At 32.5% G+C, this 26,310-nt stretch carries 29 protein-coding genes, 1 pseudogene and 1 riboswitch; of the genes and pseudogenes, 2 read left to right on the top strand and 28 right to left on the bottom strand.

Translation table 11 applies throughout. From position 1 onward, the window contains the following. Nucleotides 1-127 precede the first annotated feature (127 nt). From ACXQH5_RS00710 to cmk, 19 genes are all read right to left on the bottom strand, one after another. Nucleotides 128-808, bottom strand: a complete 681-nt coding sequence (locus ACXQH5_RS00710; RefSeq protein WP_001827022.1) for a zinc metallopeptidase — start codon at nt 806-808, stop codon at nt 128-130. Between the two features lie 71 nt (nt 809-879). Further along, nucleotides 880-1,467, bottom strand: coding sequence for a DUF1405 domain-containing protein (locus ACXQH5_RS00705; RefSeq protein ID WP_000154692.1), 588 nt, complete (start codon nt 1,465-1,467; stop codon nt 880-882). Then, nucleotides 1,457-2,032 carry a YpiB family protein gene (locus ACXQH5_RS00700; RefSeq protein WP_000005216.1) on the bottom strand — a complete coding sequence of 192 codons (576 nt, stop codon included), beginning with the start codon at nt 2,030-2,032 and terminating at the stop codon, nt 1,457-1,459. Before ACXQH5_RS00700 ends, ACXQH5_RS00705 begins: the two co-directional genes overlap by 11 nt. Nucleotides 2,033-2,045: 13 nt before the next feature. Next, nucleotides 2,046-3,290: a tetratricopeptide repeat protein gene (locus tag ACXQH5_RS00695; RefSeq protein WP_000389518.1), complete on the bottom strand. Its 1,245-nt coding sequence runs from the start codon at nt 3,288-3,290 to the stop codon at nt 2,046-2,048. 6 nt (nt 3,291-3,296) lie between these two features. Further along, on the bottom strand, nt 3,297-4,595 hold the full coding sequence (aroA, locus tag ACXQH5_RS00690; protein WP_000245912.1) for a 3-phosphoshikimate 1-carboxyvinyltransferase: 1,299 nt from the start codon (nt 4,593-4,595) through the stop codon (nt 3,297-3,299). A 9-nt stretch (nt 4,596-4,604) separates the two neighbouring features. After that, nucleotides 4,605-5,669 (bottom strand): 3-dehydroquinate synthase, encoded by a 1,065-nt coding sequence (aroB, locus tag ACXQH5_RS00685; RefSeq protein WP_000776330.1) that lies wholly within the window; start codon nt 5,667-5,669, stop codon nt 4,605-4,607. A gap of 25 nt (nt 5,670-5,694) precedes the next feature. Next, nucleotides 5,695-6,861: a chorismate synthase gene (gene aroC / locus ACXQH5_RS00680; protein ID WP_001269940.1), complete on the bottom strand. Its 1,167-nt coding sequence runs from the start codon at nt 6,859-6,861 to the stop codon at nt 5,695-5,697. Nucleotides 6,862-7,247: 386 nt separating this feature from the next. Continuing rightward, the gene (locus tag ACXQH5_RS00675; RefSeq protein ID WP_000789522.1) at nt 7,248-7,448 is read right to left on the bottom strand and encodes a hypothetical protein; all 201 of its coding nucleotides are present in this window, start codon (nt 7,446-7,448) and stop codon (nt 7,248-7,250) included. 209 nt (nt 7,449-7,657) lie between these two features. After that, nucleotides 7,658-8,107 carry a nucleoside-diphosphate kinase gene (gene ndk, locus ACXQH5_RS00670; protein WP_000442477.1) on the bottom strand — a complete coding sequence of 150 codons (450 nt, stop codon included), beginning with the start codon at nt 8,105-8,107 and terminating at the stop codon, nt 7,658-7,660. Nucleotides 8,108-8,198: 91 nt separating this feature from the next. After that, nucleotides 8,199-9,158 (bottom strand): polyprenyl synthetase family protein, encoded by a 960-nt coding sequence (locus ACXQH5_RS00665; RefSeq protein ID WP_001096478.1) that lies wholly within the window; start codon nt 9,156-9,158, stop codon nt 8,199-8,201. A gap of 1 nt (nt 9,159) precedes the next feature. Further along, nucleotides 9,160-9,885, bottom strand: a complete 726-nt coding sequence (locus ACXQH5_RS00660; protein WP_000774684.1) for a demethylmenaquinone methyltransferase — start codon at nt 9,883-9,885, stop codon at nt 9,160-9,162. Between the two features lie 2 nt (nt 9,886-9,887). Beyond that, nucleotides 9,888-10,460: a heptaprenyl diphosphate synthase component 1 gene (locus ACXQH5_RS00655; RefSeq protein WP_000450555.1), complete on the bottom strand. Its 573-nt coding sequence runs from the start codon at nt 10,458-10,460 to the stop codon at nt 9,888-9,890. A gap of 430 nt (nt 10,461-10,890) precedes the next feature. Then, nucleotides 10,891-11,163, bottom strand: a complete 273-nt coding sequence (locus ACXQH5_RS00650) for an HU family DNA-binding protein (protein WP_001043863.1) — start codon at nt 11,161-11,163, stop codon at nt 10,891-10,893. A 170-nt stretch (nt 11,164-11,333) separates the two neighbouring features. Then, a complete protein-coding gene (locus ACXQH5_RS00645) occupies nt 11,334-12,332 on the bottom strand; it encodes an NAD(P)H-dependent glycerol-3-phosphate dehydrogenase (RefSeq protein ID WP_000161742.1) in 999 nt (332 codons plus the stop codon). Nucleotides 12,333-12,348: 16 nt separating this feature from the next. After that, nucleotides 12,349-13,659, bottom strand: a complete 1,311-nt coding sequence (gene der, locus ACXQH5_RS00640) for a ribosome biogenesis GTPase Der (protein WP_000165530.1) — start codon at nt 13,657-13,659, stop codon at nt 12,349-12,351. A gap of 216 nt (nt 13,660-13,875) precedes the next feature. Beyond that, nucleotides 13,876-15,051 (bottom strand): 30S ribosomal protein S1, encoded by a 1,176-nt coding sequence (gene rpsA / locus ACXQH5_RS00635; RefSeq protein ID WP_000133960.1) that lies wholly within the window; start codon nt 15,049-15,051, stop codon nt 13,876-13,878. A gap of 255 nt (nt 15,052-15,306) precedes the next feature. Beyond that, nucleotides 15,307-15,498, bottom strand: coding sequence for a hypothetical protein (locus tag ACXQH5_RS00630; protein WP_031844924.1), 192 nt, complete (start codon nt 15,496-15,498; stop codon nt 15,307-15,309). Nucleotides 15,499-15,614: 116 nt separating this feature from the next. Then, nucleotides 15,615-15,719, bottom strand: coding sequence for a hypothetical protein (locus ACXQH5_RS00625; protein ID WP_031844926.1), 105 nt, complete (start codon nt 15,717-15,719; stop codon nt 15,615-15,617). Between the two features lie 42 nt (nt 15,720-15,761). Beyond that, nucleotides 15,762-16,421, bottom strand: coding sequence for a (d)CMP kinase (cmk, locus tag ACXQH5_RS00620; RefSeq protein WP_000644394.1), 660 nt, complete (start codon nt 16,419-16,421; stop codon nt 15,762-15,764). A gap of 76 nt (nt 16,422-16,497) precedes the next feature. Here cmk and ACXQH5_RS00615 point away from each other — a divergent pair, with 76 nt between their 5' ends. Next, nucleotides 16,498-17,466, top strand: coding sequence for an asparaginase (locus ACXQH5_RS00615; RefSeq protein ID WP_000681761.1), 969 nt, complete (start codon nt 16,498-16,500; stop codon nt 17,464-17,466). Between the two features lie 114 nt (nt 17,467-17,580). Here ACXQH5_RS00615 and ypdA read toward each other — a convergent pair whose 3' ends face one another. The 5 genes from ypdA to ACXQH5_RS00590 all read right to left on the bottom strand — a co-directional run bounded on the left by ypdA (nt 17,581) and on the right by ACXQH5_RS00590 (nt 22,904). After that, a complete protein-coding gene (gene ypdA / locus ACXQH5_RS00610) occupies nt 17,581-18,567 on the bottom strand; it encodes a bacillithiol disulfide reductase YpdA (RefSeq protein WP_001174260.1) in 987 nt (328 codons plus the stop codon). A 160-nt stretch (nt 18,568-18,727) separates the two neighbouring features. Then, nucleotides 18,728-18,844: a hypothetical protein gene (locus tag ACXQH5_RS00605; RefSeq protein WP_458066364.1), complete on the bottom strand. Its 117-nt coding sequence runs from the start codon at nt 18,842-18,844 to the stop codon at nt 18,728-18,730. Nucleotides 18,845-18,968: 124 nt separating this feature from the next. After that, entirely contained in the window at nt 18,969-20,429 is a 1,461-nt protein-coding gene (gene ebpS / locus ACXQH5_RS00600) for an elastin-binding protein EbpS (protein WP_000069308.1), read from the bottom strand. Between the two features lie 152 nt (nt 20,430-20,581). After that, a complete protein-coding gene (locus tag ACXQH5_RS00595; protein WP_000902114.1) occupies nt 20,582-21,961 on the bottom strand; it encodes a RecQ family ATP-dependent DNA helicase in 1,380 nt (459 codons plus the stop codon). After that, on the bottom strand, nt 21,951-22,904 hold the full coding sequence (locus tag ACXQH5_RS00590; protein WP_001163813.1) for a YpbB family protein: 954 nt from the start codon (nt 22,902-22,904) through the stop codon (nt 21,951-21,953). Before ACXQH5_RS00590 ends, ACXQH5_RS00595 begins: the two co-directional genes overlap by 11 nt. A gap of 107 nt (nt 22,905-23,011) precedes the next feature. Here ACXQH5_RS00590 and ACXQH5_RS00585 point away from each other — a divergent pair, with 107 nt between their 5' ends. Beyond that, nucleotides 23,012-23,260, top strand: a complete 249-nt coding sequence (locus ACXQH5_RS00585; protein WP_001151997.1) for a ferredoxin — start codon at nt 23,012-23,014, stop codon at nt 23,258-23,260. A gap of 105 nt (nt 23,261-23,365) precedes the next feature. Here the strand turns inward: ACXQH5_RS00585 and ACXQH5_RS00580 are convergent, their stop codons facing one another. The 4 genes and pseudogenes from ACXQH5_RS00580 to ACXQH5_RS00565 all read right to left on the bottom strand — a co-directional run bounded on the left by ACXQH5_RS00580 (nt 23,366) and on the right by ACXQH5_RS00565 (nt 26,221). Continuing rightward, nucleotides 23,366-23,911 (bottom strand): ECF transporter S component, encoded by a 546-nt coding sequence (locus ACXQH5_RS00580; RefSeq protein ID WP_001186908.1) that lies wholly within the window; start codon nt 23,909-23,911, stop codon nt 23,366-23,368. Nucleotides 23,912-23,972: 61 nt separating this feature from the next. After that, nucleotides 23,973-24,107: riboswitch (FMN riboswitch) on the bottom strand. Nucleotides 24,108-24,189: 82 nt separating this feature from the next. Then, a pseudogene (locus tag ACXQH5_RS00575) lies at nt 24,190-24,279 on the bottom strand (hypothetical protein); the annotation flags it as partial. A 34-nt stretch (nt 24,280-24,313) separates the two neighbouring features. Beyond that, nucleotides 24,314-25,258: a DUF1672 domain-containing protein gene (locus ACXQH5_RS00570; protein WP_000476869.1), complete on the bottom strand. Its 945-nt coding sequence runs from the start codon at nt 25,256-25,258 to the stop codon at nt 24,314-24,316. A 57-nt stretch (nt 25,259-25,315) separates the two neighbouring features. Beyond that, nucleotides 25,316-26,221 carry a DUF1672 domain-containing protein gene (locus ACXQH5_RS00565; protein WP_000476889.1) on the bottom strand — a complete coding sequence of 302 codons (906 nt, stop codon included), beginning with the start codon at nt 26,219-26,221 and terminating at the stop codon, nt 25,316-25,318. Between the last annotated feature and the right edge of the window lie 89 nt (nt 26,222-26,310).

Genomic DNA, 26,310 nt, shown 5'->3' with positions numbered 1-26,310 from the left:
CTACAATAAAATAATATAGTGAATAATCTACCATTAGAAAAATAAGCACAAAAAAACTAGCAATCACACAAAATGTGATTAGCTAGTTAATAAGTGTCTAATTTAAGTTAATTGTTAATCTATAAGATTAATCACTTGAACGCGCAATCAAAATAATACGTACAAGCTCTGCTACAGCGACAGCAGTTGCTGCAACATAAGTCATTGCTGCTGCAGATAATACTTTACGCGCATGTTTGTATTCCTTTTCATTTACAATGTTCAATGCCGTAATTTGTTTCATCGCTCTTGAACTCGCATCAAACTCAACTGGTAACGTAACAATTGAGAATAATACCGCTAATGACATTAAACCAGCACCAATCCATAAAGCAGTTGAACCAAATGCACTACCTATCGCTGTTAAGATAATACCTAACATGATGATCATATAACTTAATGAACTCCCTAGGTTTGCAACAGGTACTAATGCTGCTCTGAATCTTAAGAACCAATATCCTTGGTGATCTTGAATGGCATGACCAACTTCGTGGGCTGCAATTGCAGTTCCAGCAACTGATGGTCTGTCATAGTTTGCAGGAGATAGTGAAACAACTTTCTTTTTAGGATCGTAATGATCTGTTAAGAATCCTTCACCTTTAACAACTTCGACATCATAAATACCGTTTGCATGTAAAATTTCTAATGCAACTTCACGACCCGTTTTACCACTAGTTGATCTAACTTGTGAATATTTCTCATAGTTAGATTTAACTTTGTGTTGTGCCCATAAAGGAAGCACCATTAATATTACGAAATAAATTATCATAGTAAAAATTGAAGACAATAAACTCACTCTCCTTTATAAATATTTTACTGTCATTTGCCGTTTTTATCAAATCATTTACACTTTAATAATTTGTTTAATTCAATATAAAGCAAAAGTCCAAAAACACTCAGACAACATGATAATACACCAATTTGCCACACATGTGTAGTTATAAAATCATAATATGGAAATTGAAGGTAAAAATAGTCAATATAATCATTCAAAAATACCCAAGTCATCGCTACAATGATTCCAATCATAGAACGTTTAAACCTAGGATAGAAGTAAATTGCCTGAACAGCCATTATACTGTGGGAAAACATTAATACCAGGCCATTTACTGTAATATCACCTTGTTCAATAATAAATAATATATTCATAATAACTGCCCATATCCCATATTTGAATAATGTTACAAATGCCAGTGCATCGATAATACTATTTTGTTTTCGGATTAATATCAATGAGATAGAAATAACTAAGAATAATATTGCAGTTGGGCTATCTGGAACAAAAATCTTAAACTGCCACGGCGTATGACTTAATTGTTCACCATACCATATATAACCATAAATCATCCCTAATATATTACAAATGAGTAGCATCATTAACCAAGAACGTTGATAAAGTGTATATTGCCAAAATGTATTAATCGTCATCTGCTAAGTCCTCAAATTGATTATGTTTATTTACTAGCTTGAGTGTATTTAAAATTTGCGTTAGTTGATAAAAACGTTGCTTTTCATTCATCTGTAAACTTAAATCAATATTATGTAGCAAGTAATCTATTAATAACGCATGTTTATGCCGATCTATAGACATACTATTTAAATCATGAAGATAAGTTTGATAGCTGGGCGATTCCGTTAGTTGAGCAACTATTAAATCATCTAGCCTTTGCTCACGCTTTGACACGTTTGCGAAGTGAATTTGAATATCAAAAGCACAATTATGATTAGCGATATAATCAAATATTTCATTTGTATTCATTAACTTTATATTATGCTTAGTAAATTGAATTGCAGAAGCGTGACTTCCCACTTCTGCAATTTCTAATGTTTCATGATGATTAATTTTTGTATCTACAAAATGAATGTTTGCCAACTTCGTCTCATTCACTTTTATATAGTTAAGTACCCAAACTGCAATACGCGACTTAAATCGATATTGAAAAAGTAAATATTCAATAAAACTTTCTTTAATTTGATTGAGTGTCTCTGACATCAAATACCCCATTTTAAAATTGCAATCTTGATAATTCGTCATGCCAATTTTCGTTACTAGGTTCTAGTTCCAACAATTGATTTAAAATAGTAATTGCTTGTTCCTTTTGACCAGTTTCAATTAAATAGAAATAATAATCACTCATAAAATCAATATTTGTTTTCATCGTTGGATATGCTAATTCAAAGAAATGTTGAGCTTCTTTATCTCGCTCTTCTTGACCATAGGCGAACGCTAAATGCCACATGAATGTAGGATCCAAATCTTCTTCATCTACATATGTTAATAATTCAATGATTGCTTCATAATCTTCTTCATTACGATATAAATCGCTTAAAATCAATAAAGGTTCTTGGTAAGCATTATCAACCTCTAATGCTTGTTTTAACAATAATACACCTTCATTAGCATCGCCGTGTTCTATTTCCAAACATCCAGTTGTATACATTAACTCTTTATAAAAATGACTTAGTCGTAATCCTTCTTTACCCGTTTCAATGGCATCTGGATAATTTTTTTCATTTTCATATAATGATTGTAAATACAAGTAGCCTTGAATATAATCAGGATCTTTAGAAAGTAATGTAGTCATTATTTTAATTGCTTCTTGAGTGATGTCATTTTTATCGTAAGAAATGGCTTTTTTGAGATAATCTTCTGAAGTCATTTCATCTTCATTAATTTCATCGTATAAGCGAATCGCATCACTATAGTTACCACTTTGCAAACTACAATCTGCCATACGAGAGAATAAATTCACACCATTAACTTGATATTCACCAGTTTCTAAAACAGTTTCGTATTCAGAGGTAGCACGTAAATATTGACCATCATAATATAACATTTCAGCCAATGCAAAATGGATTATTGGATCATTTGGCTCTAGTTCAAGTGCTTCTTGTAATTTATCAATAGCAACTTCCATCATATTAATTTGTTGATATAAATCTGCTTCTAACATCAACTTTTCAGGTGATGGTTCAACATAACTTAAATATTCTAACGCTTCGTCAGTTTGATTTTCAGACATTAAACCTTCAATAAAATAAATCAGCAATTCACTTTCGTCTGGATATTTGTGATATAACACGCGGAATACTTCCAAACCTTGTGGCATTAATCCAAAATTGTAAAGTGTCTCTCCTAGAATAAATAATGCGTCATCGTTGTCAGTAGTTATTGCTTCATTAACACGAGAGTCTAAATTTTCTAGTTTTTGTAGATTGATATCGTCTATTAATTTATAGATATCTTCCATTTTATATTATCCCTCATTTTCTAAAAGCTTTAGTTTTGGTAAAAATCCTGGAAATGATACATTTACAGCATCAAATTGTTTGATTTTGACAGGTTCGCTTGAAAGTAGAGAAGCAACTGCAAGCATCATCCCTATTCGATGATCAGTTAAACTATCCACTGTTGCATTTGTTTTAAATTCTGACGGATGAATAATCAATCCATCATTAGTTGGTTGTAATTCAAACCCTAACAAGTTTAACATATCAGCCGTTGTATCAATTCTATTTGTTTCTTTTACTTTTAATTCCTCGGCATCTTTAATTGTACTCGTGCCAACTGCTTGTGTACAAAGTAATGCTATTACAGGCAGTTCATCAATTGCTTTTGGCACTAATTCACCTTCAATTGTTATTGGTTGAAGCATTGGTGTGTATTGAATACGAATAGAAGCAGTAGGTTCAGCACCAGTTGTTTGATTGAAAAGTTGAATATTACCGCCCATTTTTTCAACAATATCAATAATACCTGAACGTGTTGGATTGATTCCAACATTATGAATTGTTACATCACTTCCTGGTGTGATAAGTGCTGCAACAATAAAGAACGCTGCAGATGAAATATCGCCAGGAACATGAAAATCTGCAGGTTTAATGTATCGAATTGCTTCAGGGGTTGTAGTAATTGACAACCCTTCTGCTTCAATTGGAATATTAAAATGTCTGAACATCGTCTCAGTATGATTTCGACTTACATCTAATTCTTTAATGATCGTCGCTTCCTTAGAAAATAGACTTGCGAATAAGATGGCACTTTTCACTTGTGCACTTGCCACTTCCATCTTGTAATTAATACCTTTAATTACAGATGGTTTAATGATTAATGGGGTGTAATTGTCTTCAATTCCTTCAATATTTGCATTCATACTTTTTAACGGTCTTAAAACACGATCCATCGGCCTTTTACCTATGGAAACATCTCCAGATAAGACACTTTCAATACCTAAACCACTTAACAAACCTGCCAATAATCGTGTTGTCGTACCAGAATTACCTGTATACAATACTTGATGTGGCGTGTTAAAAGATTGATATCCTGGGGAAGTCACAACTAATTTTTCATCATCTTCTTTGATTTCTACACCTAACAGTCGGAAAATGTCCATCGTACGACGACAATCTTCGCCAAGTAGTGGCTTATATATAGTAGATACACCTTCAGCTAGCGACGCCAACATGATTGCACGGTGTGTCATTGATTTATCGCCTGGCACTTCTATTTCGCCCATTAACGGACCTGAAATATCAATGATTTGTTCATTTACCATTTCATTCACCTACTTAAAATATGTTTTTAATTGTTCACATGCATGTTGTAATGTTAGTTGATCAACATGTTGTACAACGATATCTCCAAATTGTCTAATCAAGACCATTTGTACACCTTGCTTATCATTCTTTTTATCACTTAGCATATATTGGTATAACGTTTCAAAATCCAAGTCAGTTATCATGTCTAAAGGATAGCCGAGTTGTATTAAATATTGAATATAATGATTAATATCATGCTGAGAATCAAACAAAGCATTCGCAACTATAAATTGATAGATAATGCCAACCATCACGGCATGACCATGAGGTATTTTATGATAGTATTCAACAGCATGCCCAAATGTATGACCTAAATTTAAAAATTTACGTACACCTTGTTCTTTTTCATCTGCAACAACAATATCCAGCTTCGTTTCAATACCTTTAGCAATATATTTATCCATACCATTTAATGACTGTAATATCTCTCTATCTTTAAAGTGCTGTTCGATATCTTGCGTCGCTGATTCACCATTCAATAACGCATGCTTATAAACTTCTGCATAGCCACTTAATATTTGCTCAAATGGTAACGTCTTTAAAAAGTCTAAATCATAAATCACAGCAGTTGGACGATAAAATGCACCGATAAGGTTTTTACCTTGCTTTGAGTTAATACCCACTTTACCGCCAACACTAGAATCATGCGCCAAAATCGTTGTCGGAACTTGTATAAAATGGACACCTCTTAATAGTGTTGCTGCTACAAATCCTGCAAAATCTCCTGTCGCACCACCACCAACAGCTATAATCGCTGTATTACGCGTTACATGATGCGACAAAATGTATTCTAAGGTTTCTTGATATTGCTCAAATGTTTTCGTCTTTTCACCAGCTGAAATAATGACTTTATGTACATTTTCATATAATAAAATATCATCAAATTTATTCGCAAAATATTGATTTACATATTCATCAATTAACAAGAAACTTTGGTCAAATTGATTTAAATATGTGCCTATATACTTGATTGCACCGTGTTCTACATATATTGGATAATTGTTTGAAGGGTATGTTGTTTGTAATTTCATGATTACACCTCAATTGTTCTTGTTGTTAAAACTCAATATTTAATTGTCTGCGCTCAATAATTTGTTGTTTAAGTTGCTCAATATGATTTGATTGGAATTCTTCCAATAATGCTTTTGCAATTTCAAATGCTACGACATGTTCGCAGACGATACTTGCTGCAGGAACAGCACAACTATCAGAACGTTCAATTGTTGCTTTAAAGTCTTCTTTGGTATTAATGTCTACTGAATTTAATGGTTTATATAACGTTGGAATTGGTTTCATTACACCATTAACGATAATTGGCATTCCATTTGACATACCGCCTTCTAAACCACCTAAGTGATTTGACCCACGATAATAGCCCAATTCAGTATTGTAGAGAATTTCGTCTTGAATTTCGCTACCAGGCTTTTCAGCTGCTTTAAATCCTTCTCCAAAACTTACACCTTTAAATGCATTAATACTAACGACACCCTGTGCTATTCTTCCATCTAATTTACGATCATAATGTACATAACTACCTACACCAACAGGCATATTTTCAACTACAACTTGAACTACGCCCCCTATTGAATCACCATCGTTTTTCGCTTCATCAATTTTATCGCGCATTGCTTGTGCGATGCCATCATCAATTACACGGACGTCATTTCGATCAAGGTTTGCTTTAAATGTTTCTGAATCATAAAAATCTTTATCTTTAATGCCACCTATTTCAACAACACGACTGTATATTTCGATATCTAATTGTTCTAATAAAACTTTGCATAATGCACCAACAGCTACACGTGCTGCTGTTTCTCTGGCAGATGAACGTTCTAATACATTTCGTAAATCCCGATGATTATATTTCATACCGCCAACTAAATCTGCATGTCCCGGTCTTGGCTTCGTAATTGTACGTTTCATATTTTCTCGTTCTTCGTCACTTATTGGCGCAGCACCCATAATTTTTCGCCAATGTGTAAAATCATCATTAGTAACAACCATTGTAATAGGGCTACCTAATGTATAACCATTTCTTACACCCGAAACAATCTCCACTGTATCTTTTTCAATTTGCATACGACGTCCACGTCCGTAACCGCCTTGACGCTTAAACATTTCTTTATTAATATCTTCAACCTTAACTTCTAAATTTGCAGGTACACCTTCAACAATAACTGTTAACTGAGGTCCATGTGATTCTCCTGATGTTAGGTATCTCATACACGCTCGCTCCTTTCATACTTCCACGATAACATTATAATATGTTGTTAATCTTATCATATTCATTGTGCATTCATAAATGTTTGTTTTCAAGCTCAATTAAGAAAATGGATGACATCTCATTTTAAATGTCAGAATTATCTTAATATTAAACGAACTAAAATTAATTATAATATATTCGTCTGTAGAAAAGTATCATGAATTTCTAAACAGTTGCATCATATAATCATTAATTAAAAATGATTAGCCGTTTTAATATAATCGTATCGCAACTTTAGCAAATAATATACTGACTACATTTCTTAATACAAAAGAACGAACTGTTAATTATTAATAAAGTTAATCAGTCCGTTTAAAAAAATTATGATATTAAAAATATACATATGTTAAGCGCTTTTGTTATACTTTGACTTCAAAAATATAATCAATTCTTTTACTAATACATAAAAAATATAAATGAGAGTCAGTATAAAAATAATTTTTGTTATAGGATTAAGTGGTTTATCTAAAAATATAGCACCATATAGTAATTCCATTAATTTTAAGAACATTAAAATCCCCAAAATAATCGAAATAATATTCTTCATTTTAACAACCCCTTCTCTCTGTTTAGTTTCATTTGATAAAGAATATTCCTCTCTTTTTAATACGTGTTACCAAAAAAACTATAAAATTTTTCAAGTAATTTACTACAACATAAAAAACGGGCCTTGTTATGTATAATCATAATGACTAACCACATAACAAAACCCTTTCTACCTTTATAAATAAATCGTAAAGGTTTATATCTTATATTTTATTCGTATAACCAAGCATCACGTGGTGAAGCATAGCTAGTAATTTCATTTTCATTAAACCATAAATTAATTTCACGTTCAGCAGACTCTAATGAATCTGAACCGTGAATGATATTTCTACCAACAGTTAAACCTAAATCACCTCTAATTGATCCTGGTGAAGCTTCTGAAGGATTGGTGCTGCCAATAATATGTCTTGATACATTAACTGCATCTTCACCTTCAACTACCATTGCGAACACTGGTGCTGATGTAATAAATGAAATTAAATCATTATAAAATGGTTTACCTTGGTGTTCACCATAATGTGTTTCAGCAAGTTCTATTGGTACTTGCATTAATTTACCACCGACAAGTTTTAGTCCTTTTCTTTCAATTCTTGAAATTACTTCACCAATTAGATTTCTTTGTACTGCGTCTGGTTTAATCATTAAAAATGTACGTTCCACTTTATGTATCCCCCTGTGTTTAATAGGTTTATGTATATTACTATTATATATTAACAGGTTGGTAAAGCGCTTTCAATACTTTTCATAAATACTATGTGTTTCTTGAACCCATTTTTTTCGTCAAACTTAAAAGTAGTGATTTCGGATGTCCATCTGGTAACTCAGAAATCAAATCCAAAGCTTTACTTAAATACTTCGAACTTACTGACTTAGCCTCATCGATGCTGTCAGATTTTCTAATGATTTGGATACATTCGTCAAATTCTTTGCGTTCACTATCACGACGTAACTGTTCGATTTTCAGTTTGAAGTCTGGGTTTTTACGCATTTCTAATAAAATCGGTAACGTAATATGACCATTAAGCAAATCACTTCCGACCGGCTTACCTAATTTCTTTTCGGTACTTGTGAAGTCTAATACATCATCAATGATTTGGAAGCTCATACCTATATAATGACCAATCATTTTCAATTTTCGTACAGTCTCTTTATCAGATTGAGATGTAATTGCACCAACTTCAGTTGATAATTGAATTAACAGTGCTGTTTTGCGATTGATACGTCGTAAATAATTGATAATTGTCTGTTGACTGTTAAATTGGTCTTGAAATTGGAAAAGTTCCCCTCTACAAACATCAACGATAGATTCAGATATTAATTGATGTACACGATTATCTTTAACGGCCATTAAGTGTTCAAGTCCTAATGCCAATAAAAAATTCCCAGTTAAAATAGCAGTTGTCTGATCCCATTTCTTTGATATGGTTAACTTGCCTCGACGCTTGTCGCTTTTATCAATAACGTCATCATGAACAAGTGTTGCCATATGAATTAACTCTAATGCGACTGCAACTTGATACGTTTGTTCAGACGTTTGTTCATCTTTGCCAAATTGGCTACTCAGAATTACAAATGCTGGGCGTACTCTTTTACCACCAGAAGACAATAAGTGTAATGATGCCTGTTCTAATACAGAATCTTTACTTTTTATTGCCTTTTCAAGTCGTTGTTCCACTTTCTTAATTTCATTGTTCATGTTTAACTTTGCCACGTTAATCACCTTTGGTATTATCTTTTTCTTTATAGCCAAGGTGCATTGCAGCAACGCCCCCTGTAAAACTACGTACTCTTACATTTATGAAACCCGCTTCTTCAAACATGCGCTTCAACTCTTCTTTTCCAGGAAAATTAAACGTAGATTGCTGTAACCATTCATATTCTTCTTTTGATTTTGCAAATAATTTTCCAAAAATAGGCATAACAAATTTAAAGTATAATGCATACATTTGTTTAAAGACTGGCAAAGTTGGTTGGCTCGTTTCAAGACATACCACCATACCACCTGGTTTAAGTACTCTATTCATTTCTTTTAACGCGACTAAATAGTCTGGCACATTTCTTAATCCAAACCCAATTGTTACATAATCAAAAGAATTGTCTTCAAACGGCAATTCCATTGCATCACCATGAACAAGTTTAACATTTTCCATTGAAGCAGTTTTTTCTTTTCCTACTTCTAACATATTCTCACTAAAGTCAATACCAGTAACTTCACCTGTTGGTCCTACAGCTTTGCTTAATGCGATTGTCCAATCACCAGTACCACAACAAACATCTAATGCTTTCGTCCCTTTTCTAACACCCATGTCTTTCATGACACGTTTTCTCCATACTTTATGCTGCTCAAAACTAATAATATTATTTAATCTGTCATATTTTTTTGAAATATTTTGAAAAACGCGATGTACTTGCTCTTTATTTGCTTTATTGTCAGCCATGCTTAATTACCTCTACTTTTTAAATAACTTTTTTGGATATCGTGTAAGTAATGCTTTACTTCACTTTGATTATATTTCTTGAAGTATGATGGATAGTAATCAGACATATCTTCAAATAAATAATTATATATTTCCGACTCATCAATATTGATACCGAAATGAGATAACGTAATATATGGGAAAAGTGTTTCAATTTTTACTATTGCTTGAGAAATTTCATAATCATTTAAAGCTTGATGATGTAATGAAGATTTCAATTCATTAATTTCAACAATTGCTTTACTAATTTCATTTTGAAATGATAAATCATTGATTTCTGCTAGTAGCGTATAAAAATGTGCACTAATTAAATCTCCAATCAAAATGGAATGCTTAGACAAATGATTATATGTAATGTCATCAAGGTGTCTCATTGATGTGTCAATTGTGAGGCATGCTACTTTGGCAACATCTGGAATATCATATGAATCGAGTAACTTACCTAACCGATGATTAATATTAATGGATTCATATTCTGATACGCCCTTTAATCTTTCTTCTATTTGTCTTTCCAATTTGCTAACAGTTGTTTCCATGTCTACACCTCACGATATTATCACTATTCATATTAACATTATATGTAAGAAATTAAAATCTTTTGAAGCATTAAGATTACTTATCATTTTTAAATTTCAATTTAAACTAACAGTAATTTATGTAGCTTTTGTAATTCTCATAATAACCCTTACTTCATTTACATTATTCATCATTTTAAATAACGTAAAATACTATAGTAGACATGGTTACCTTTTAAGTAAATTCAACGCTAACAATTAATCTCATTATTCATATGTATATTTTGTAGTTGCTATTTTTATCAAAACTATTATGTCATGTAATATTTTGAACGCTTAAACAATGAATGTTCCAAAGATTAAAAACTTAGAAGAACATTACAATTTAAGTACAGGTTGTAAGTATTAAAAGCAAAATAAAAAGCCCTTATTCAGGGCTTTTTAAGTAAAATTATTTTACAGCATCTTTTAATGCTTTACCAGCTTTGAATGCTGGAACTTTACTTGCTGGGATATCAATTTCTTTACCAGTTTGAGGGTTACGACCTTTACGTGCAGCACGTTCACGTACCTCAAAGTTACCGAAACCAATTAATTGTACTTTTTCACCTTTAGCAAGTGAGTTTTGGATTGATTCGAATACAGCATCTACTGCTGAACCAGCTTCTTTTTTAGTTAAATCAGCTTGCTCTGCAACTGCATTGATTAAATCTGTTTTGTTCATTAGACATTCACCTCCTGAGGTTTGATAATGATATGTTTATATCATTATGGTAAAACTTTAACACAAGCATTACATAAATCGCAATCATTTATGTGGCAAAAACGTTGAATTTAAGCCATTTCTATTCATTTTGCGTAATTATTAGCTGTATATGTGTAATAATACACATTTTATTCAGATTTTTTATCGCGCTCCATTAAATCTTTTACGCATTCTTTTACCGAAATATTTTCAAATAATACTCTATATAATGCATTTGTAATTGGCATATCCACATTTTTTTCTTTAGCTAAATGATAAACGGATTTAGTTGTATAAATACCTTCAACAACCATATTCATTTCAGATAATGCTTGATCCATTGATTCACCTTGTCCAAGTTTATATCCTAATGTGAAATTTCGAGAATGTGTTGATGTGCAAGTAACGATTAAGTCACCGATACCACCTAAACCTAGAAATGTCATAGGATCGGCACCTAATTTTTCACCTAATCTGCTAATTTCCGCTAAGCCACGAGTCATTAATGCAGCTTTTGCATTATCACCGTAGCCAATTCCAGCTACGATCCCACTTGCTACTGCGATGATATTTTTCAATGCACCACCAAGTTCAACACCAATCAAGTCATCATTCGTGTACACACGCAAATAATCATTCATAAATAAATCTTGCGTTAATTTACTTACATTTTTATCTTTTGATGAAGCAGCAACTGTAGTTGGTTGCTTGACTACAACTTCTTCCGCATGACTTGGCCCTGACAACACGCCAATACCTGCATTATATTCAGGTAAAATAGAATCTTCAATCATTTCTGACACACGTTTAAATGTCCCATTTTCAATACCTTTAGCAACATGTATAAAAGTCTTTTTAGATGTCAGCTTATCATTAATTTGAGTAGCAACTTCTCGCATTGCTTTAGTAGGTAAAGCCATTAAGTAAATATCTGCAAATTGAATTGCTTTGGTCATATCTGAAGTAGCGATGATGTTAACGTCTAATTTTGCGTATTTTAAATACTTTTTATTTGTATGACATGTATTTAATTCATCAACAGCATCTTGATTTTTACCCCACATCAAAACATCATGTCCATTTTCTGCAAGAACATTGGCAAGGGCTGTCCCAAAACTTCCCATACCAAAAACGGTAATTTTAGTCATTGTTATCCCCCAATCGTTAATTTCTCTTTCGAGCTATAATATGAATTGGTGTACCTTCAAAACCAAAAGCGGCACGGATTTGATTCTCTAAATAGCGTTTATAAGAAAAATGCATTAATTCTACATCATTAACAAATACAACAAATGTCGGTGGTTCAATAGCAACTTGTGTTGCATAAAAGACATTCAAACGTCTACCTTTGTCTGTTGGTGTAGGGTTCATGGAAATTGCATCAGTAACGACTTCATTTAAAGTTGAACTTTGAACACGTTTTTTATGGTTTTCACTTGCTTCATTAATGTAAGGGAATAATGTACGTAATCTTGTGCGTTCTTTAGCAGACACAAAAGCAATTTGTGCATAATCTAAAAATTGGAATTCTTTACGTACTTCATCTTCAAATTTCTTCATCGTTTTACTATCTTTTTCCACAGTATCCCATTTATTTACGACAATCACGACTGCTTTACCTTGTTCATGTGCATAACCTGCAACACGTTTATCTTGTTCAATAATGCCTTGTTCTGCATCAATAACCACTAAAACAACATTTGAACGTTCAATCGCTTTTAAAGCTCTTAATACTGAATATTTCTCAGTTGATTCATATACTTTTCCTTTTTTACGCATACCAGCAGTATCGATTAAAACATAATCTTGTCCATCATAACTATACTCTGTATCAATAGCGTCTCTGGTTGTCCCTGCAACATTAGAAACGATAACGCGATCTTCACCTAAAATAGCATTTACTAAACTTGATTTACCTACGTTTGGTCGTCCAATAATGGATAGTCGAATTGTATCTTCATCATAAGGATCTTCTTCCTCTTCACCAAAATGAGAAACAACTGCATCTAACAAGTCACCAAGACCTAAACCATGTGACCCTGATATCGGATACGGTTCACCAAATCCTAATGAATAGAAATCATACACGTCTGTACGCATTTCCATATTATCTACTTTGTTAACCGCTAATACGACCGGTTTTTTAGATTTGTATAAAATTTGAGCGACCATTTCATCGCTTTGTGTCAATCCTTCACGCACGTTAACCATAAAAATAATAACATCCGCTTCATCTATGGCGATTTCTGCCTGCGCTCTAATTTGTGTTTGGAATGGTGCATCACCAATTTCAATACCACCTGTATCAATAATATTGAAATCATGTGTTAACCACTCACCTGAAGAATAAATACGATCTCGTGTTACACCTGGCGTATCTTCAACAATCGAAACACGTTCTCCAACTATTCTATTAAAAATTGTAGATTTACCTACATTAGGCCTACCTACAATAGCTACTATAGGTTTAGTCATAAGCTAACTTCCTCTCTTTCTTATATCTTTTTAATAATATCACATGAGACTGTGTATTCAAAATGAGTTTATTACTGTAATGATAAAAATCAGCACTTAAAACTTTATCTTATAAAACACTTAGTTTAATTTGTCCACGTTATCATTCCGAATATATTTGGTTACATAAAAATACTCCACATGCAATCATAAACATGTGGAGTTGACTATTAAATATTATAGTTTAAGATTTTTAAGTTTATCACCAATCATATCGCCAATTGTTGGATTATCTTCTTCTTCGCTTTCTAAGTACGCCTTAGTCGTAGAAGGATCACTTTCAACAACATCTTCGTTTGGTAATGTTGCTTTAATAGATAGTGATACTCTTTCATTCTCTTCATCAATACCTAATATTTTAACATTTACTTGTTGACCAGGTTCTAACACTTCACCTGGCGTACCAATGTGTTTGTGTGCAATTTCAGAAATATGTACAAGTCCTTGTACACCTGGTGCAATCTCAACAAATGCACCAAAGTTTGCCAATCTTACTACGACACCTTCAATGACATCATTTTCGCGGAATTGACCTTTAATATTTTCGAAAGGTGTTGGTAACGTATCTTTGATTGATAATGAAATACGTTCTGTATCTCTATCAATAGATTTAATTTTAACTTTAACATCTTGACCAATTGAAACTACTTCTTCTGGTGTTTGAACATGTTCGTGAGAAAGTTCAGATACATGCACTAAACCATCGACACCGCCAATGTCTATAAATGCACCAAATTGAGTTAAACGCGCTACTTTACCATCAATAACATCGCCTTCATTTAAAGATTGTAATAATTGATCTTTTTTAGCATCGTTTTCTTCTTGTTCAACTGCTTTACGGCTTAAAATGACTCTATTATTTTCAGGATCCAATTCTTCAACTTTAATACGAATTGTTTGTCCATCAAACACAGAGAAATCCTCAATGAAGTCTGTTGAAATTAGTGAAGCCGGAACAAAACCTCTTTGTCCTACATCAACAACCAAACCACCTTTAACTACTTCTGTTACTTTCGCTTCGATGATTTCATTATTATCTAATTTTTCTTGTAAATAACTATAAGACTTCTCAGTTTCAAGTTGTCTTCTAGATAAGATGTAAGCTCCAGTTTCATTTTCTTCATCAAACTCAACTTTAGTGACATATGCTTCAACTTCGTCGCCCTCTTTTACAACTTCACTTGGGCTATCAATATGATGCGTAGATAGTTGACTAATAGGAATAATCCCATTAAATTTACCACCGTTGATATGAACAACAACTTGCTTGTCTTCAACTTGTTGTACCTCGCCAGTGACTTTGTCACCTTCTTTAATATCGTTAATCATTGATTCATTGAATTCTTCAGTCATCTTGTTTGCCTCCTTATACACTACATATTTATAACATCTTATAAACTGACAGAATTGTCAAGAAATTCAACCTTTATTACATTTAGTAAATTAGTTGTATCCATAAATATGTCACTTAATCTCATTCTGTGTATTATTTGGACATATATTTATTACAACCATATATTCAAACAAGTAATAAAGTCCGCTATGTTTATACATATTTTTGTATAAAAATTAGCATAGCTCACTATTTTGTTTTATAAGTCTGTCATTTCATTGTTCTCTACAAGATATATTATAGTAAAATTTTATACTTTTATAAAACAAAAAGCCACGCAAATAAGCAACTTTTACAATTGAATAGTAAGAAAACCGTATATAGTGCATCTTTCTCGAATTATTACATAGGACTTTTTTTGTGACTAAATCAGCTTCTTTTGCAATTCTTAGATTTGTAACACTCATTTTCTTACCATTTGTAAAATGCTTTATGAATGTAATGAATTATTTTTGGAATTCTAATAATTTATCTTTATTATTTCTGTTTACTTTTTGAAAAACTTACACAATTGACTGATGCATTAACTTTTACCAAAAATAAAAAGGCAACTTTCATTCATCGTTGAATAAAAATCACCTTTTAATTTGAGTAAATCATTAACAGCACATTCAATTTGTATATGCATTAAGCGTTGCCCATTACAAATAAATAGTTATGACTTACTAGATTATTTAATTTGATTCACCATCGCTAAAATTTCGTCAGTAACTTCTTCAATCGTCTTGCCTGTCGTATCTAATGTCACTGCATCATCTGCTTTTCTTAATGGCGATATTTCACGGTTCATGTCATATTGATCACGTGCTTCAATATCACGTTTTAAATCTTCAAAATTTGATTCGATACCTCTTAATTGATTATCTTTATATCTTCTTACTGCTCGCTCTTCAACTGATGCAATCATATATACTTTTAAATCTGCATCTGGTAGCACTACAGTTCCGATATCGCGGCCATCCATTACGATACCTTTTTCTGCAGCTAACTCTTTTTGTTTTTTAACGGCGAATGAACGTACTGGCTCTTTAGATGCAACGTATGAAACATGTTGCGTCACATCATTATTTCTCAAAAAGTCTGTTACATCTTCGTTATCTAAAATGACACATTGACCTTTATCTGCTTTATAAGTTAAATCTAATGTTGTTTGGTCAACTAGTTTTGCAAAGTCCTCAGTTTTGTTTAATTTTAAATATTTGTATGTTAATGCGCGATACATTGCTCCTGTATCGACATAAATCATTGATAGTTCGCTGGCTACACGTTTCGCAATTGTACTTTTTCCGGCAGCAGCTGGACCATCTAATGCAATATTAATGGCTTTCATGCGTCATTTCCCTTCCTTGTCGTTTTATGAATAATATTTTATCATAATTAGGTAAATGAAATATAGGAGGAAATATATGAAACATCTACTTGTTATTCATACTGGTGGCACCATTAGTATGTCACAAGACCAATCTAATAAAGTAGTAACAAATGATATCAACCCTATTTCAATGCATCAAGATGTCATAAATCAATATGCACAAATAGATGAATTAAATCCTTTTAATGTACCATCACCTCATATGACAATCCAACATGTTAAACAATTAAAGGATATTATTTTAGAAGCAGTAACAAATAAATATTATGATGGTTTCGTTATCACGCATGGTACCGATACGTTAGAAGAAACTGCCTTTTTACTTGATTTAATATTAGGTATCGAGCAACCTGTTGTTATTACTGGCGCAATGCGCTCGTCTAATGAAATTGGTTCTGACGGATTATATAATTATATTTCCGCTATTCGCGTTGCCTCTGATGAAAAGGCCCGTCATAAAGGCGTCATGGTTGTATTTAATGATGAAATTCATACGGCGCGTAATGTTACCAAAACACATACGTCTAATACAAACACATTTCAAAGTCCAAATCATGGTCCGCTAGGTGTATTGACAAAGGATCGTGTGCAATTCCATCATATGCCATATCGCCAACAAGCATTGGAAAATGTCAATGAGAAACTAAATGTACCATTAGTAAAAGCATATATGGGTATGCCAGGTGACATTTTTAGTTTTTATAGTCGTGAAGGTATCGATGGTATGGTTATTGAAGCGTTAGGACAAGGCAACATACCTCCAAGCGCATTAGAAGGCATTCAACAATTAGTATATTTAAATATACCTATTGTGCTAGTTTCACGTTCCTTTAATGGTATTGTGAGTCCAACTTACGCATACGATGGTGGTGGTTACCAACTCGCACAACAAGGTTTTATTTTTTCTAACGGTTTGAATGGTCCAAAAGCAAGATTAAAATTATTAGTCGCGTTAAGCAATAATTTAGACAAAGCTGAAATCAAATCATATTTTGAATTATAATGATTACGTAACATAAAAAGGTCTATGTACAATAATTAGTCATCAACCTCATTTGACATATCATGAATGTCAGTCGTTGTAAAACTAAGTTATTTAGTACGTAGACCTTTATTTTTATGATTCTAAGGGCGTTTGTTTCTTAGCTAGCATGCTTTGAGCAATAATGCCACCGTGGAACTTACCATTTTCAATAAAAATGGTATTCGCATCGTTCCCTGCAGCAATCACACCTGCAATGTAGCAATTTTCGATATTTGTTTCGTATGTTTCTTTATTATACATAGGCGCTGTTCCAAATTCATTTGTATTAATTTGAATGCCTACAGATTTTAAAAATTCATAATCGGGATGATAACCAATCATCGCAAATACATAATCATTGTGTATTGTTTTACTTTCACCATTTACTTCATAAGTCACAGTATCTTCAGTTATTTGGGTAACATTAGCATTAAATTCCATGTCAATTTTTTCATGATTTACTAATGCTGTGAAATTTGGAAGTATCCACGGTTTAATTGAAGGCGAATAATCTCCACCACGATATAGAACCGTCACGTTAGCACCAGCTTTTTCCAACTCCAAAGCAGCATCGATAGCCGAATTCTTACCACCAATAATAACAACATCTTGATCAAAATACGGATGTGCTTCTTTAAAATAATGGAACACTTTAGGTAAATCCGCACCTTCAACTTCTAATGTATTATGCTGACCATAATAGCCTGTCGCGATTGTTAAAAATCGACATTCATAAACATCTTTCGTCGTAGTAATAGTAAATTTATTATTCATTTTTTTAACAGTTAATACTTCTTCAAATGCATTTACTTTTAATTGATGATGTTTTACAACTTCTCGGTAATAAACTAGCGCTTGATTACGTCTTGGTTTACTTTCTTCAACGATAAACGGTACGTCCCCAATACTTAATTTATCACTTGATGAGAAAAATGTTTGGTGAGTAGGATAATTGTAGATTGATTCTACGACATTACCCTTTTCAATAATTAAGGTATCAATACCTTTTCTTTTTTGTTCAATAGCCGCACTTAATCCGCATGGCCCTCCACCAATTATGATACTTTCAACTTTTTGCATTGTTTCGGCCTCCTTTAATCCCAAACTATTATAACAGTTCAGTGATTGATGCGCTAAGTCTGTGCTTGAAGATTTATGATATATTTTTGACAATTTGTTTAATGTGCATAGAGAATTGTTAGCCATGGAGTTGAATAACACTACAATTTAATATGTTGATTTATTTTTTATTCATCCTTGTTAAATTTGTTGATTGTGGTGTTTTATCTTTTTGATGACTATGTAAAAAGTTTAATTGATATACCAATATTCGAGACAACACCTTGTTAAATAACAAACTTTGAAAATGAAAAAACCGCTACATACTTATAAGAGCAATTTAAGTTCTCTATAATATTTAGAGAAACTTTATAATATGCACGTTTGTATATAGCAGTTCAGTTACAATTAATATAGTTATATTATGGAATAACGATTTGTTGACCGTTTCTAATATTGTTACCACTTAAACCATTGGCACGTCTAATTTTTTCAACATTTTCCGGTGAACCTGAACCGTAGTATTGAATTGCGATACGGTATAAGTTTTCTTGACCATTCACTGTATGTCTTTGGCCACCACCTTGACGTTGTTGTTGCTGTTGTTGATTTTGATTAGCTTGTTGTTGATTTTGATTATTTTGTGCTTGGTTGTTCGCTTGATTAGCGTTGTTTTGATCATTATCAGATTCATCTTTAGTCGCTTTGTCTTGATCCTCTTTTGATTTATCACTGTCTGTAGATTTTGATTTATCTTTAGAAGCGTCTTTAGATGTGTCTTTGTCTTTACTTTCATCAGCATTATTTTTATTTGTATTCGCGATTTTATTTTCTTTTGTACCATTATTATGATTGTTTAATGCCATACCTCCAAATATCGCTAATGCACCGATAATTAGTACAGCTGCAATTAATGGTAACAATACTTTGGCCATGCCACCTTTTTTACGTTCTTTATCTCTGTCATGATGGTCATGTTCATCATGGTTTTGACTTGCATTGTTAGAGGCATGTGGTTTTGAAGCGGCAGAAGCACTTTTACTTGCTGCGCCTCCAGCTAAACCTGCTGTTCCAGCACCGATTGCTGCACCTTTTTTACCATTATGATGATCTTTAGACTTGTCTTCAGACGCTTTATCCTCAGTCGAGTTATTCGCCTTGCCAGAATTACTTTTGTTATGAGCGTCATTTGAATGTTTCTTAGCTTTAGAAGCAGCCATTGCACCAGCTGCACCAGCAACACCCGCTGTTCCAGCACCAATTGCTGCTGCTTTTTTACCACTATGATGTTCTTTAGGTTCAGCTTGATCTTGTTTTACAGAATCATTATCATGTTCATCTTTTGATGTTTCTGATTGGTTAGCACCTGTTGCAAAATATGGTTTAGGTTGCTGAGATTGTTCAGCTTCACTCTTATCAGAAACTGTTGAATACTCAGTGTTATTTTCTGCATCTTTAACAGTCTTGTGTTTATCATTGTCTTCGATTGGTTCTGGATGTGATTTGTCCATTGCAAAAGCATTCTTATTATAATATCCCTCTTCATGTTGAGGTGTACTGTCTTGATGGCTAGGTTCTTGACTTTCAGTACTGTGTGATGATTCGACTTGACGATCATCTATTGTGCCAGCCTCATTTTGAACATTGTCGTCAGATGCTTGTGATTCATCGTGATGTTGTTTGTTATGATTTGTTGCTAAATCACGGCGTCTTTTTCTTCTTTGGGCATTTCTTGGTGGGAACTGTTGCTCCGTATTCTCTGTTGTATCTTGATGTTCTAATTCTGATTGGTCTTTTTCGACATCTTCCGTATGGTCTTGATGTGAATTTGTGTCTATCGATTGACGATTTTTTTCAAAGTCATCTTTAAAATTATTAGACATAGCCATCTTCCTTTCTATTCTATTACAATGATTTTACATAAAATATACCCTTATGACACAAGTTTATGTATATTTTTCAAAATTATTTCAATCATTTTTCAATTGTGTATACACTAATTATAGCTTGTCAATTTTCTTTTAGTAAAGTAATACTATCTGAGAAATAAATTTTGCAACTTTTCATCAAATCCAATACTTCTAATTACCTTCTTCTTATTTAAAATTGCGATATCAGTTATATTAGAATCATTGTCACAACATCGATCTTGTGTCGGTGGATATTCACCGAAAAATTCTAATAAATACTTCCGTCTACATTGATCCAATTTGCAATAGCCAATCATGCGAAAGAATCCTAATTGCTTTCGTTTAAACGATTGCTTAAATATTTGTTTCAAGGCGCCGATACTGTAGAATGAATGCAACGTTGTCAAAACGTCTTGCTTATCGGGTGCTAAAAATTCTCCTATTTCGAAATTTTGTACATCTTCTTCTGTTATCATATCTGCAAATAATAACGTTTCTAAAATATATTTATCGTCCGGTTGGAATAAACTAATTGCCTGACTTAGTTCACCATCGCGACCCGCACGGCCAATTTCTTGAATGTAGTTAGAAGGACTTGTTGAAAGATGAAAGTGAATGATTGTGCGAATATCTTTTTTATTAATCCCCATACCAAAAGCACTCGTTGCGACTATAATCGGAATATCATTATTTAAAAATTGTTGTTGAACTGTGTGTCGCTCTTGATAATTCATATCACCATGATAAATGCCTGTAAGAAAACCTGAATCATAAATAAGTTGCGCTAAATTCAGACACATCTTTTTCGATGAGACATAAATAATCGTTGGTCCCGACTGTTGTAGAAACGGCAGTAACCACTCAATTTTATCTTCATCATCATTAAAATTAAGATGCTTAAAGCTTATGTTTGGGCGATTCATTGTAGTTTTAATAACGTTGAATTGAATCGCTAACATTTCCGTCAAATCATCTTGTAAATGCGGTGGTGCAGTTGCTGTCAATGCTAAGACTACCGCTTCTTTAAAATGCTTTGTTACTTTTCCTATTAGCGCGTAATGTGGTCTGAAGTCGTAGCCCCATTCAGATAAACAATGTGCTTCATCTAGTACAATCATGCCAAAGTCTATCGTGGAAATTAATTTAAAATTTGCCGGTTGCAGGAGAAATTCTGGACTTAGAAAGATGAAGCGGCTATGTCGTAAACATTTAATATTATGCTTTTTCTCAATTTCATCCATACCAGAGTGAATACATGTTACACGTTTTTCTCCATTTATTTTCAACTGCATAACTTGGTCATCCATTAAAGATATTAGCGGTGAGATAATTAATGTCGGCTTACCTGATAAATACGTAGGTATTTGATAACACAAACTCTTTCCACTTCCAGTTGGAAGAATACCTAGAGTGTGTTGTTGAGACATTATACTTTCTATAATTTCCTGTTGTCCCGGTTTAAAACTCTCGAAACCAAATTTGTTTCGTAAAATATCATGCAACATTCAGATCACCTCTTTCAAATCCAACGATTAATACTTTTAATTGAAAATATGATAACGTGTCAAATTGTTCTTTGTAAAATTTTAATCGTTCGCCACGATGCTGTTGATAAAAATTCAAAAATTGCAGTTGATCTTCTTGTTCAACATAATCATCGTAATTAGACATGTAACCTTTGATTAAGATTTCAAGTACATGATCTTCGATAGTATTGATTTTAACTTGTTGTTGAGCCGCTATATCTTCCATCGTGAATTGTTCAAGCAATCTTGTATATGTAATATAAGTTTGATTTAATAATGTAGGTTTCATTATTATTTTTGATAAAATCGTATATTCTCCACTTTCTAATTCAAACATCATTGTCACTAAATTATTCATTTCGTATTCAAACAATTGCTGTTGAGATAATTTTTCTATTAAACTAACTTGCTGTCTCGTATACATTGGTTCATCATAGCCTTGCAAATAATAATGTAAGTAACATGGCCCTTTTAAAGTTATTGCTTTAAATAAGTTATGTAGTTCATTTTCAAAATCAATTTGTAGTTTGTTTTCTTTAATGTAGTTATAGACAATCTTTACAGTTTCTTGTATCTTATTATTTTGAGAGATTGGTACGAAACGAAAATCTTGCTGCATAGTATTAGACATGGTTTGCACTAATAGTTGAATTGCTTGAAATGTTTGCCCCATACTTTCAAATGTATATCTAGGATGCAACATGATTTCCATTTCAGCATTAAATTCAGTTATATTTTCTAAAAATAGCTCAAAAGATGGATATTTTAATAGTGGTAAACTGTGATATAATGACAACTGTTGTTGACTACAAGCGTCAAAAAAGGTTTGGTGAGATTTCTTTCCAACTAAGATATTGTAAATACTTTTATTTGTTTTATAGTTAAATGTTTGTTGTAATGCTGTTTTTATAATGTGTTGCAAGTTTAACCCTCACTCTGTAAAACGGATAATTTGAAAATAAAAATGATGCTGTCTAAAATTTTAGTCACATTACTATTTTAGCATTTTTATCAAAGGAGGCGAAGACATTGGCAAAATATACAATCGTTGATATGGATACTTGTATTGCATGTGGTGCATGCGGTGCAGCAGCGCCAGATATATATGATTACGACGACGAAGGTATTGCTTTCGTAATCCTTGACGATAACCAAGGTACTGCAGAAGTGCCTGAGGAATTATATGAAGATATGGAAGATGCAATTGATGGATGCCCTACAGATTCTATTAAAATTGCAGACGAATCATTTGATGGGGACGCTTTAAAATTTGAATAATTGATTTTTTAGACAAATGTTCCATAGAAAAAGCAGGCAAGCTATCGTTTATTGATAGTCACCTGCTTTTTATTATTATGTGTATATTATTTTGCTTTAATTTGATTAAATTCTTTTCAAGAAATTCGCAAGCCTTCTATATAGTAAAATAAATACAATAGAAATGACGATACCTTTAATAATATTGAATGGTATAATTCCTGAAACAATGATTACTTTAAGATTATTTGCGATATCAGCTAAGTTAAATATCATACCGTACAAAGGTAATAGAACGAAATAGTTCAAGATACTCAACACGATAGTCATAACGATTGTCGCAATGATTAATCCAGTAATCAAAGATTTTGTTGAACGTTTATTTTTATAGATGGCGTAAGCAGTTAATAAGAAACTTGCACCTGCTAAAAAATTAGCAAATGGTCCAACTGGATCGCCCATACTAAATAAGTAGTTCAATAAATTTTTAACCAGTGCAACTATGATACCGGCAACTGGTCCAAACGTAAATGTAGCTAGTAGTGACGGTACATCACTAAAATCTAAAGTTAAGTATGGTGGCAAAAATGGTATAGGAAACTTGATAAAAGTTAACACAAACGCAATCGCGCTCAACATACTTATTGTGATAAGACGTTTATTTTGTTGCATATTCAATTTTCTCCTTCCATTCATCTCGTAAGAATAGGAGGATTATTGCACAACAAAAAACCTCCATCTTCTCCCATCCAGACTATACTGTCGGCTCTAGAATCTCACTAGATCAGCCACTAATATGATACATACTAGCAGGTCGCAGGCTTTATTTACTGCCGGTTGGGAATTACACCCGACCCCGAAGATGAATTTTACATTATTAAATTTAATTCTCATTAATTTTATACTATATATCACAAAACCTCAATAACTATGCTTTAATTAGATCATAGTTACGTAATTGGAGAGTGATACATTGGTGATTTGCGTTCATTGGTTGGAATGTTGTTTGCTTGATTGTTTTTTGAGATGGATTTTGGGACGGTTTTTTGAACCTACCTTTTTATTGTTATTAGTTTAATCATTCGTGTTAGTTTTTTCATGATTAAATACACCTACTTCTATTACATCCTTCTTACTATAATTAGGTCTTGTTGTATTTATATATTTATTAGAAATTTGAAGAGAAACATTCAAATCATGAGGAATATTCTTTTTCTTTTTTAGTACTTCAGAAAAATCAATCATCTCGTCTATTGTATTATCTTTAGTAAAATTATCTTTAGTACTAAATAAAGTTGTAACAACATATGGACGTGATTTATCTTTAAGTTGTTTTTTTGAGTTTCTCATACCGTCCCTAAAAGACTTATCATCCTCTTTGATTAAGGGTTGAAAATACCTTTTATATTCATCTAAAGTATATGGAATTGCAGTCAAATAATAATACTCATTTCTAAAACCACTATTCTGCGTTTTCATAATTGCATTTTCAGTATAACCAGTATATTTATATTTACTTTTATATTCTTTTAAAACTTCTGTTAAATTATCCAACTCTTCCTTATGTGCTCGATATTCAAAGCCACTCAACACTGTACCAACTAAAGTACTCATATCATCGCCTTTATCCTCACTTCTTAATGAGCTATCACTGTCAATAATTGATTTGTCAAATGGAATACTCGCATTAAATACGATATCGTGGTCATCACAATGCACGTATACTTCTACGCCGTCGCCACTACCTACAACATTCGTAGCTTTAACTTTTAGACCGAAGTTATCCATAAAAAATTGTTCGCCACGTTTAGCAATTTTATCTTTATGCTTCTTCGCAAATTCAATCGCATCTTTTTCTGCAGGTGGTTGGAAGCCTTGTCCTACATATTTTGAAGCTTCCATTTCTTCTGGTACAGATTTCGTTTCTGTGTTCGTGTCTTCTTTTGTTTCATTTTCAATCGTGGAACATCCTGATAGCAGAAGTGTTGCTATTAAGATTAGTTTAGTTCTTTTAAACATAGCTCATCACCCATTTATGTGTTTGTTTAGAATATAGAGAAATTAGCTGATTTCAAGTCATTCGACCTCAATCCTTATAGACTCATTATCACTGTAATTAACTCGATTAGTACTAATAGTAGATTTTGCTAGTTGTAAAAATATTTTCGTATTTTCAAAATTAAGGTGTAACTTTTTCGTACTTTCAGACAAATCTATAACATCATCTAATTTTTTGTCCTTTGAAAAGTTACTACTTTTCGAAAACAATGTAGTATGTACTTCTATTTCAGCTTTATAGCCTACTCCTTTCCTTGCTTCTTTCATACCTTTTTTAAAATTCAGATTATTTTTCTTTATTAGGGGTTCGTAATATTTCCTATATTCTCGGAGCGTCGGTATATTAGCAACTATATAAAAATATTTATTTTCATATCCACTATTTTGTGTTTTGTTAATTGCCTCTTTAGTAAATCCTGTATATTGGTATTTCTCTTCATTATCTTTGAAAAAATTATATAATTTATCATACTTTTCTTTTTGTGCTCGATATTCAAAGCCACTCAACACTGTACCTACTAAAGTACTCATATCATCGCCTTTATCCTCACTTCTTAATGAGCTATTACTGTCAATAATTGATTTGTCAAATGGAATACTCGCATTAAATACGATGTCGTGGTCATCACAATGCACGAATACTTCTACGCCGTCACCACTACCTACAACATTGGTAGCTTTAACTTTTAGACCGAAGTTATCCATAAAAAATTGTTCGCCACGTTTAGCAATTTTATCTTTATGATTTTTCGCAAATTCAATCGCATCTTTTTCTGCAGGTGGTTGGAAGCCTTGTCCTACATATTTGGAAGCTTCCATTTCTTCTGGTACTGATTTTGTTTCATTGTTGAATTCGTTATTGGTAGTTGAACATCCTGATAGTAGTGTCGTTGCTATTAAGATTAGTTTAGTTCTTTTAAACATAGCTCATCACCCATTTATGTGTTTATAAAAATTTTATTTTTGAAAAAGCTACTTATTCTCAATGAAAACAAGTAGCATTTAATAAATTA

This window comes from Staphylococcus sp. SA22, from assembly GCF_054165785.1.
This window is presented reverse-complemented; position numbering and strand designations above follow the sequence as displayed.

What these genes read in the sequence shown, in the direction of transcription:
- ACXQH5_RS00710 (WP_001827022.1), bottom strand. Translation starts at nt 808, where the DNA reads ATGATAATTTATTTCGTAATATTAATGGTGCTTCCTTTATGGGCACAA.
- ACXQH5_RS00705 (WP_000154692.1), bottom strand. Translation starts at nt 1,467, where the DNA reads ATGACGATTAATACATTTTGGCAATATACACTTTATCAACGTTCTTGG.
- ACXQH5_RS00700 (WP_000005216.1), bottom strand. Translation starts at nt 2,032, where the DNA reads ATGTCAGAGACACTCAATCAAATTAAAGAAAGTTTTATTGAATATTTA.
- ACXQH5_RS00695 (WP_000389518.1), bottom strand. Translation starts at nt 3,290, where the DNA reads ATGGAAGATATCTATAAATTAATAGACGATATCAATCTACAAAAACTA.
- aroA (WP_000245912.1), bottom strand. Translation starts at nt 4,595, where the DNA reads ATGGTAAATGAACAAATCATTGATATTTCAGGTCCGTTAATGGGCGAA.
- aroB (WP_000776330.1), bottom strand. Translation starts at nt 5,669, where the DNA reads ATGAAATTACAAACAACATACCCTTCAAACAATTATCCAATATATGTA.
- aroC (WP_001269940.1), bottom strand. Translation starts at nt 6,861, where the DNA reads ATGAGATACCTAACATCAGGAGAATCACATGGACCTCAGTTAACAGTT.
- ACXQH5_RS00675 (WP_000789522.1), bottom strand. Translation starts at nt 7,448, where the DNA reads ATGAAGAATATTATTTCGATTATTTTGGGGATTTTAATGTTCTTAAAA.
- ACXQH5_RS00660 (WP_000774684.1), bottom strand. Translation starts at nt 9,885, where the DNA reads ATGGCTGACAATAAAGCAAATAAAGAGCAAGTACATCGCGTTTTTCAA.
- ACXQH5_RS00655 (WP_000450555.1), bottom strand. Translation starts at nt 10,460, where the DNA reads ATGGAAACAACTGTTAGCAAATTGGAAAGACAAATAGAAGAAAGATTA.
- ACXQH5_RS00650 (WP_001043863.1), bottom strand. Translation starts at nt 11,163, where the DNA reads ATGAACAAAACAGATTTAATCAATGCAGTTGCAGAGCAAGCTGATTTA.
- ACXQH5_RS00645 (WP_000161742.1), bottom strand. Translation starts at nt 12,332, where the DNA reads ATGACTAAAATTACCGTTTTTGGTATGGGAAGTTTTGGGACAGCCCTT.
- der (WP_000165530.1), bottom strand. Translation starts at nt 13,659, where the DNA reads ATGACTAAACCTATAGTAGCTATTGTAGGTAGGCCTAATGTAGGTAAA.
- rpsA (WP_000133960.1), bottom strand. Translation starts at nt 15,051, where the DNA reads ATGACTGAAGAATTCAATGAATCAATGATTAACGATATTAAAGAAGGT.
- ACXQH5_RS00630 (WP_031844924.1), bottom strand. Translation starts at nt 15,498, where the DNA reads ATGAGTGTTACAAATCTAAGAATTGCAAAAGAAGCTGATTTAGTCACA.
- ACXQH5_RS00625 (WP_031844926.1), bottom strand. Translation starts at nt 15,719, where the DNA reads ATGCATATACAAATTGAATGTGCTGTTAATGATTTACTCAAATTAAAA.
- cmk (WP_000644394.1), bottom strand. Translation starts at nt 16,421, where the DNA reads ATGAAAGCCATTAATATTGCATTAGATGGTCCAGCTGCTGCCGGAAAA.
- ACXQH5_RS00615 (WP_000681761.1), top strand. Translation starts at nt 16,498, where the DNA reads ATGAAACATCTACTTGTTATTCATACTGGTGGCACCATTAGTATGTCA.
- ypdA (WP_001174260.1), bottom strand. Translation starts at nt 18,567, where the DNA reads ATGCAAAAAGTTGAAAGTATCATAATTGGTGGAGGGCCATGCGGATTA.
- ebpS (WP_000069308.1), bottom strand. Translation starts at nt 20,429, where the DNA reads ATGTCTAATAATTTTAAAGATGACTTTGAAAAAAATCGTCAATCGATA.
- ACXQH5_RS00595 (WP_000902114.1), bottom strand. Translation starts at nt 21,961, where the DNA reads ATGTTGCATGATATTTTACGAAACAAATTTGGTTTCGAGAGTTTTAAA.
- ACXQH5_RS00580 (WP_001186908.1), bottom strand. Translation starts at nt 23,911, where the DNA reads ATGCAACAAAATAAACGTCTTATCACAATAAGTATGTTGAGCGCGATT.
- ACXQH5_RS00570 (WP_000476869.1), bottom strand. Translation starts at nt 25,258, where the DNA reads ATGTTTAAAAGAACTAAACTAATCTTAATAGCAACACTTCTGCTATCA.
- ACXQH5_RS00565 (WP_000476889.1), bottom strand. Translation starts at nt 26,221, where the DNA reads ATGTTTAAAAGAACTAAACTAATCTTAATAGCAACGACACTACTATCA.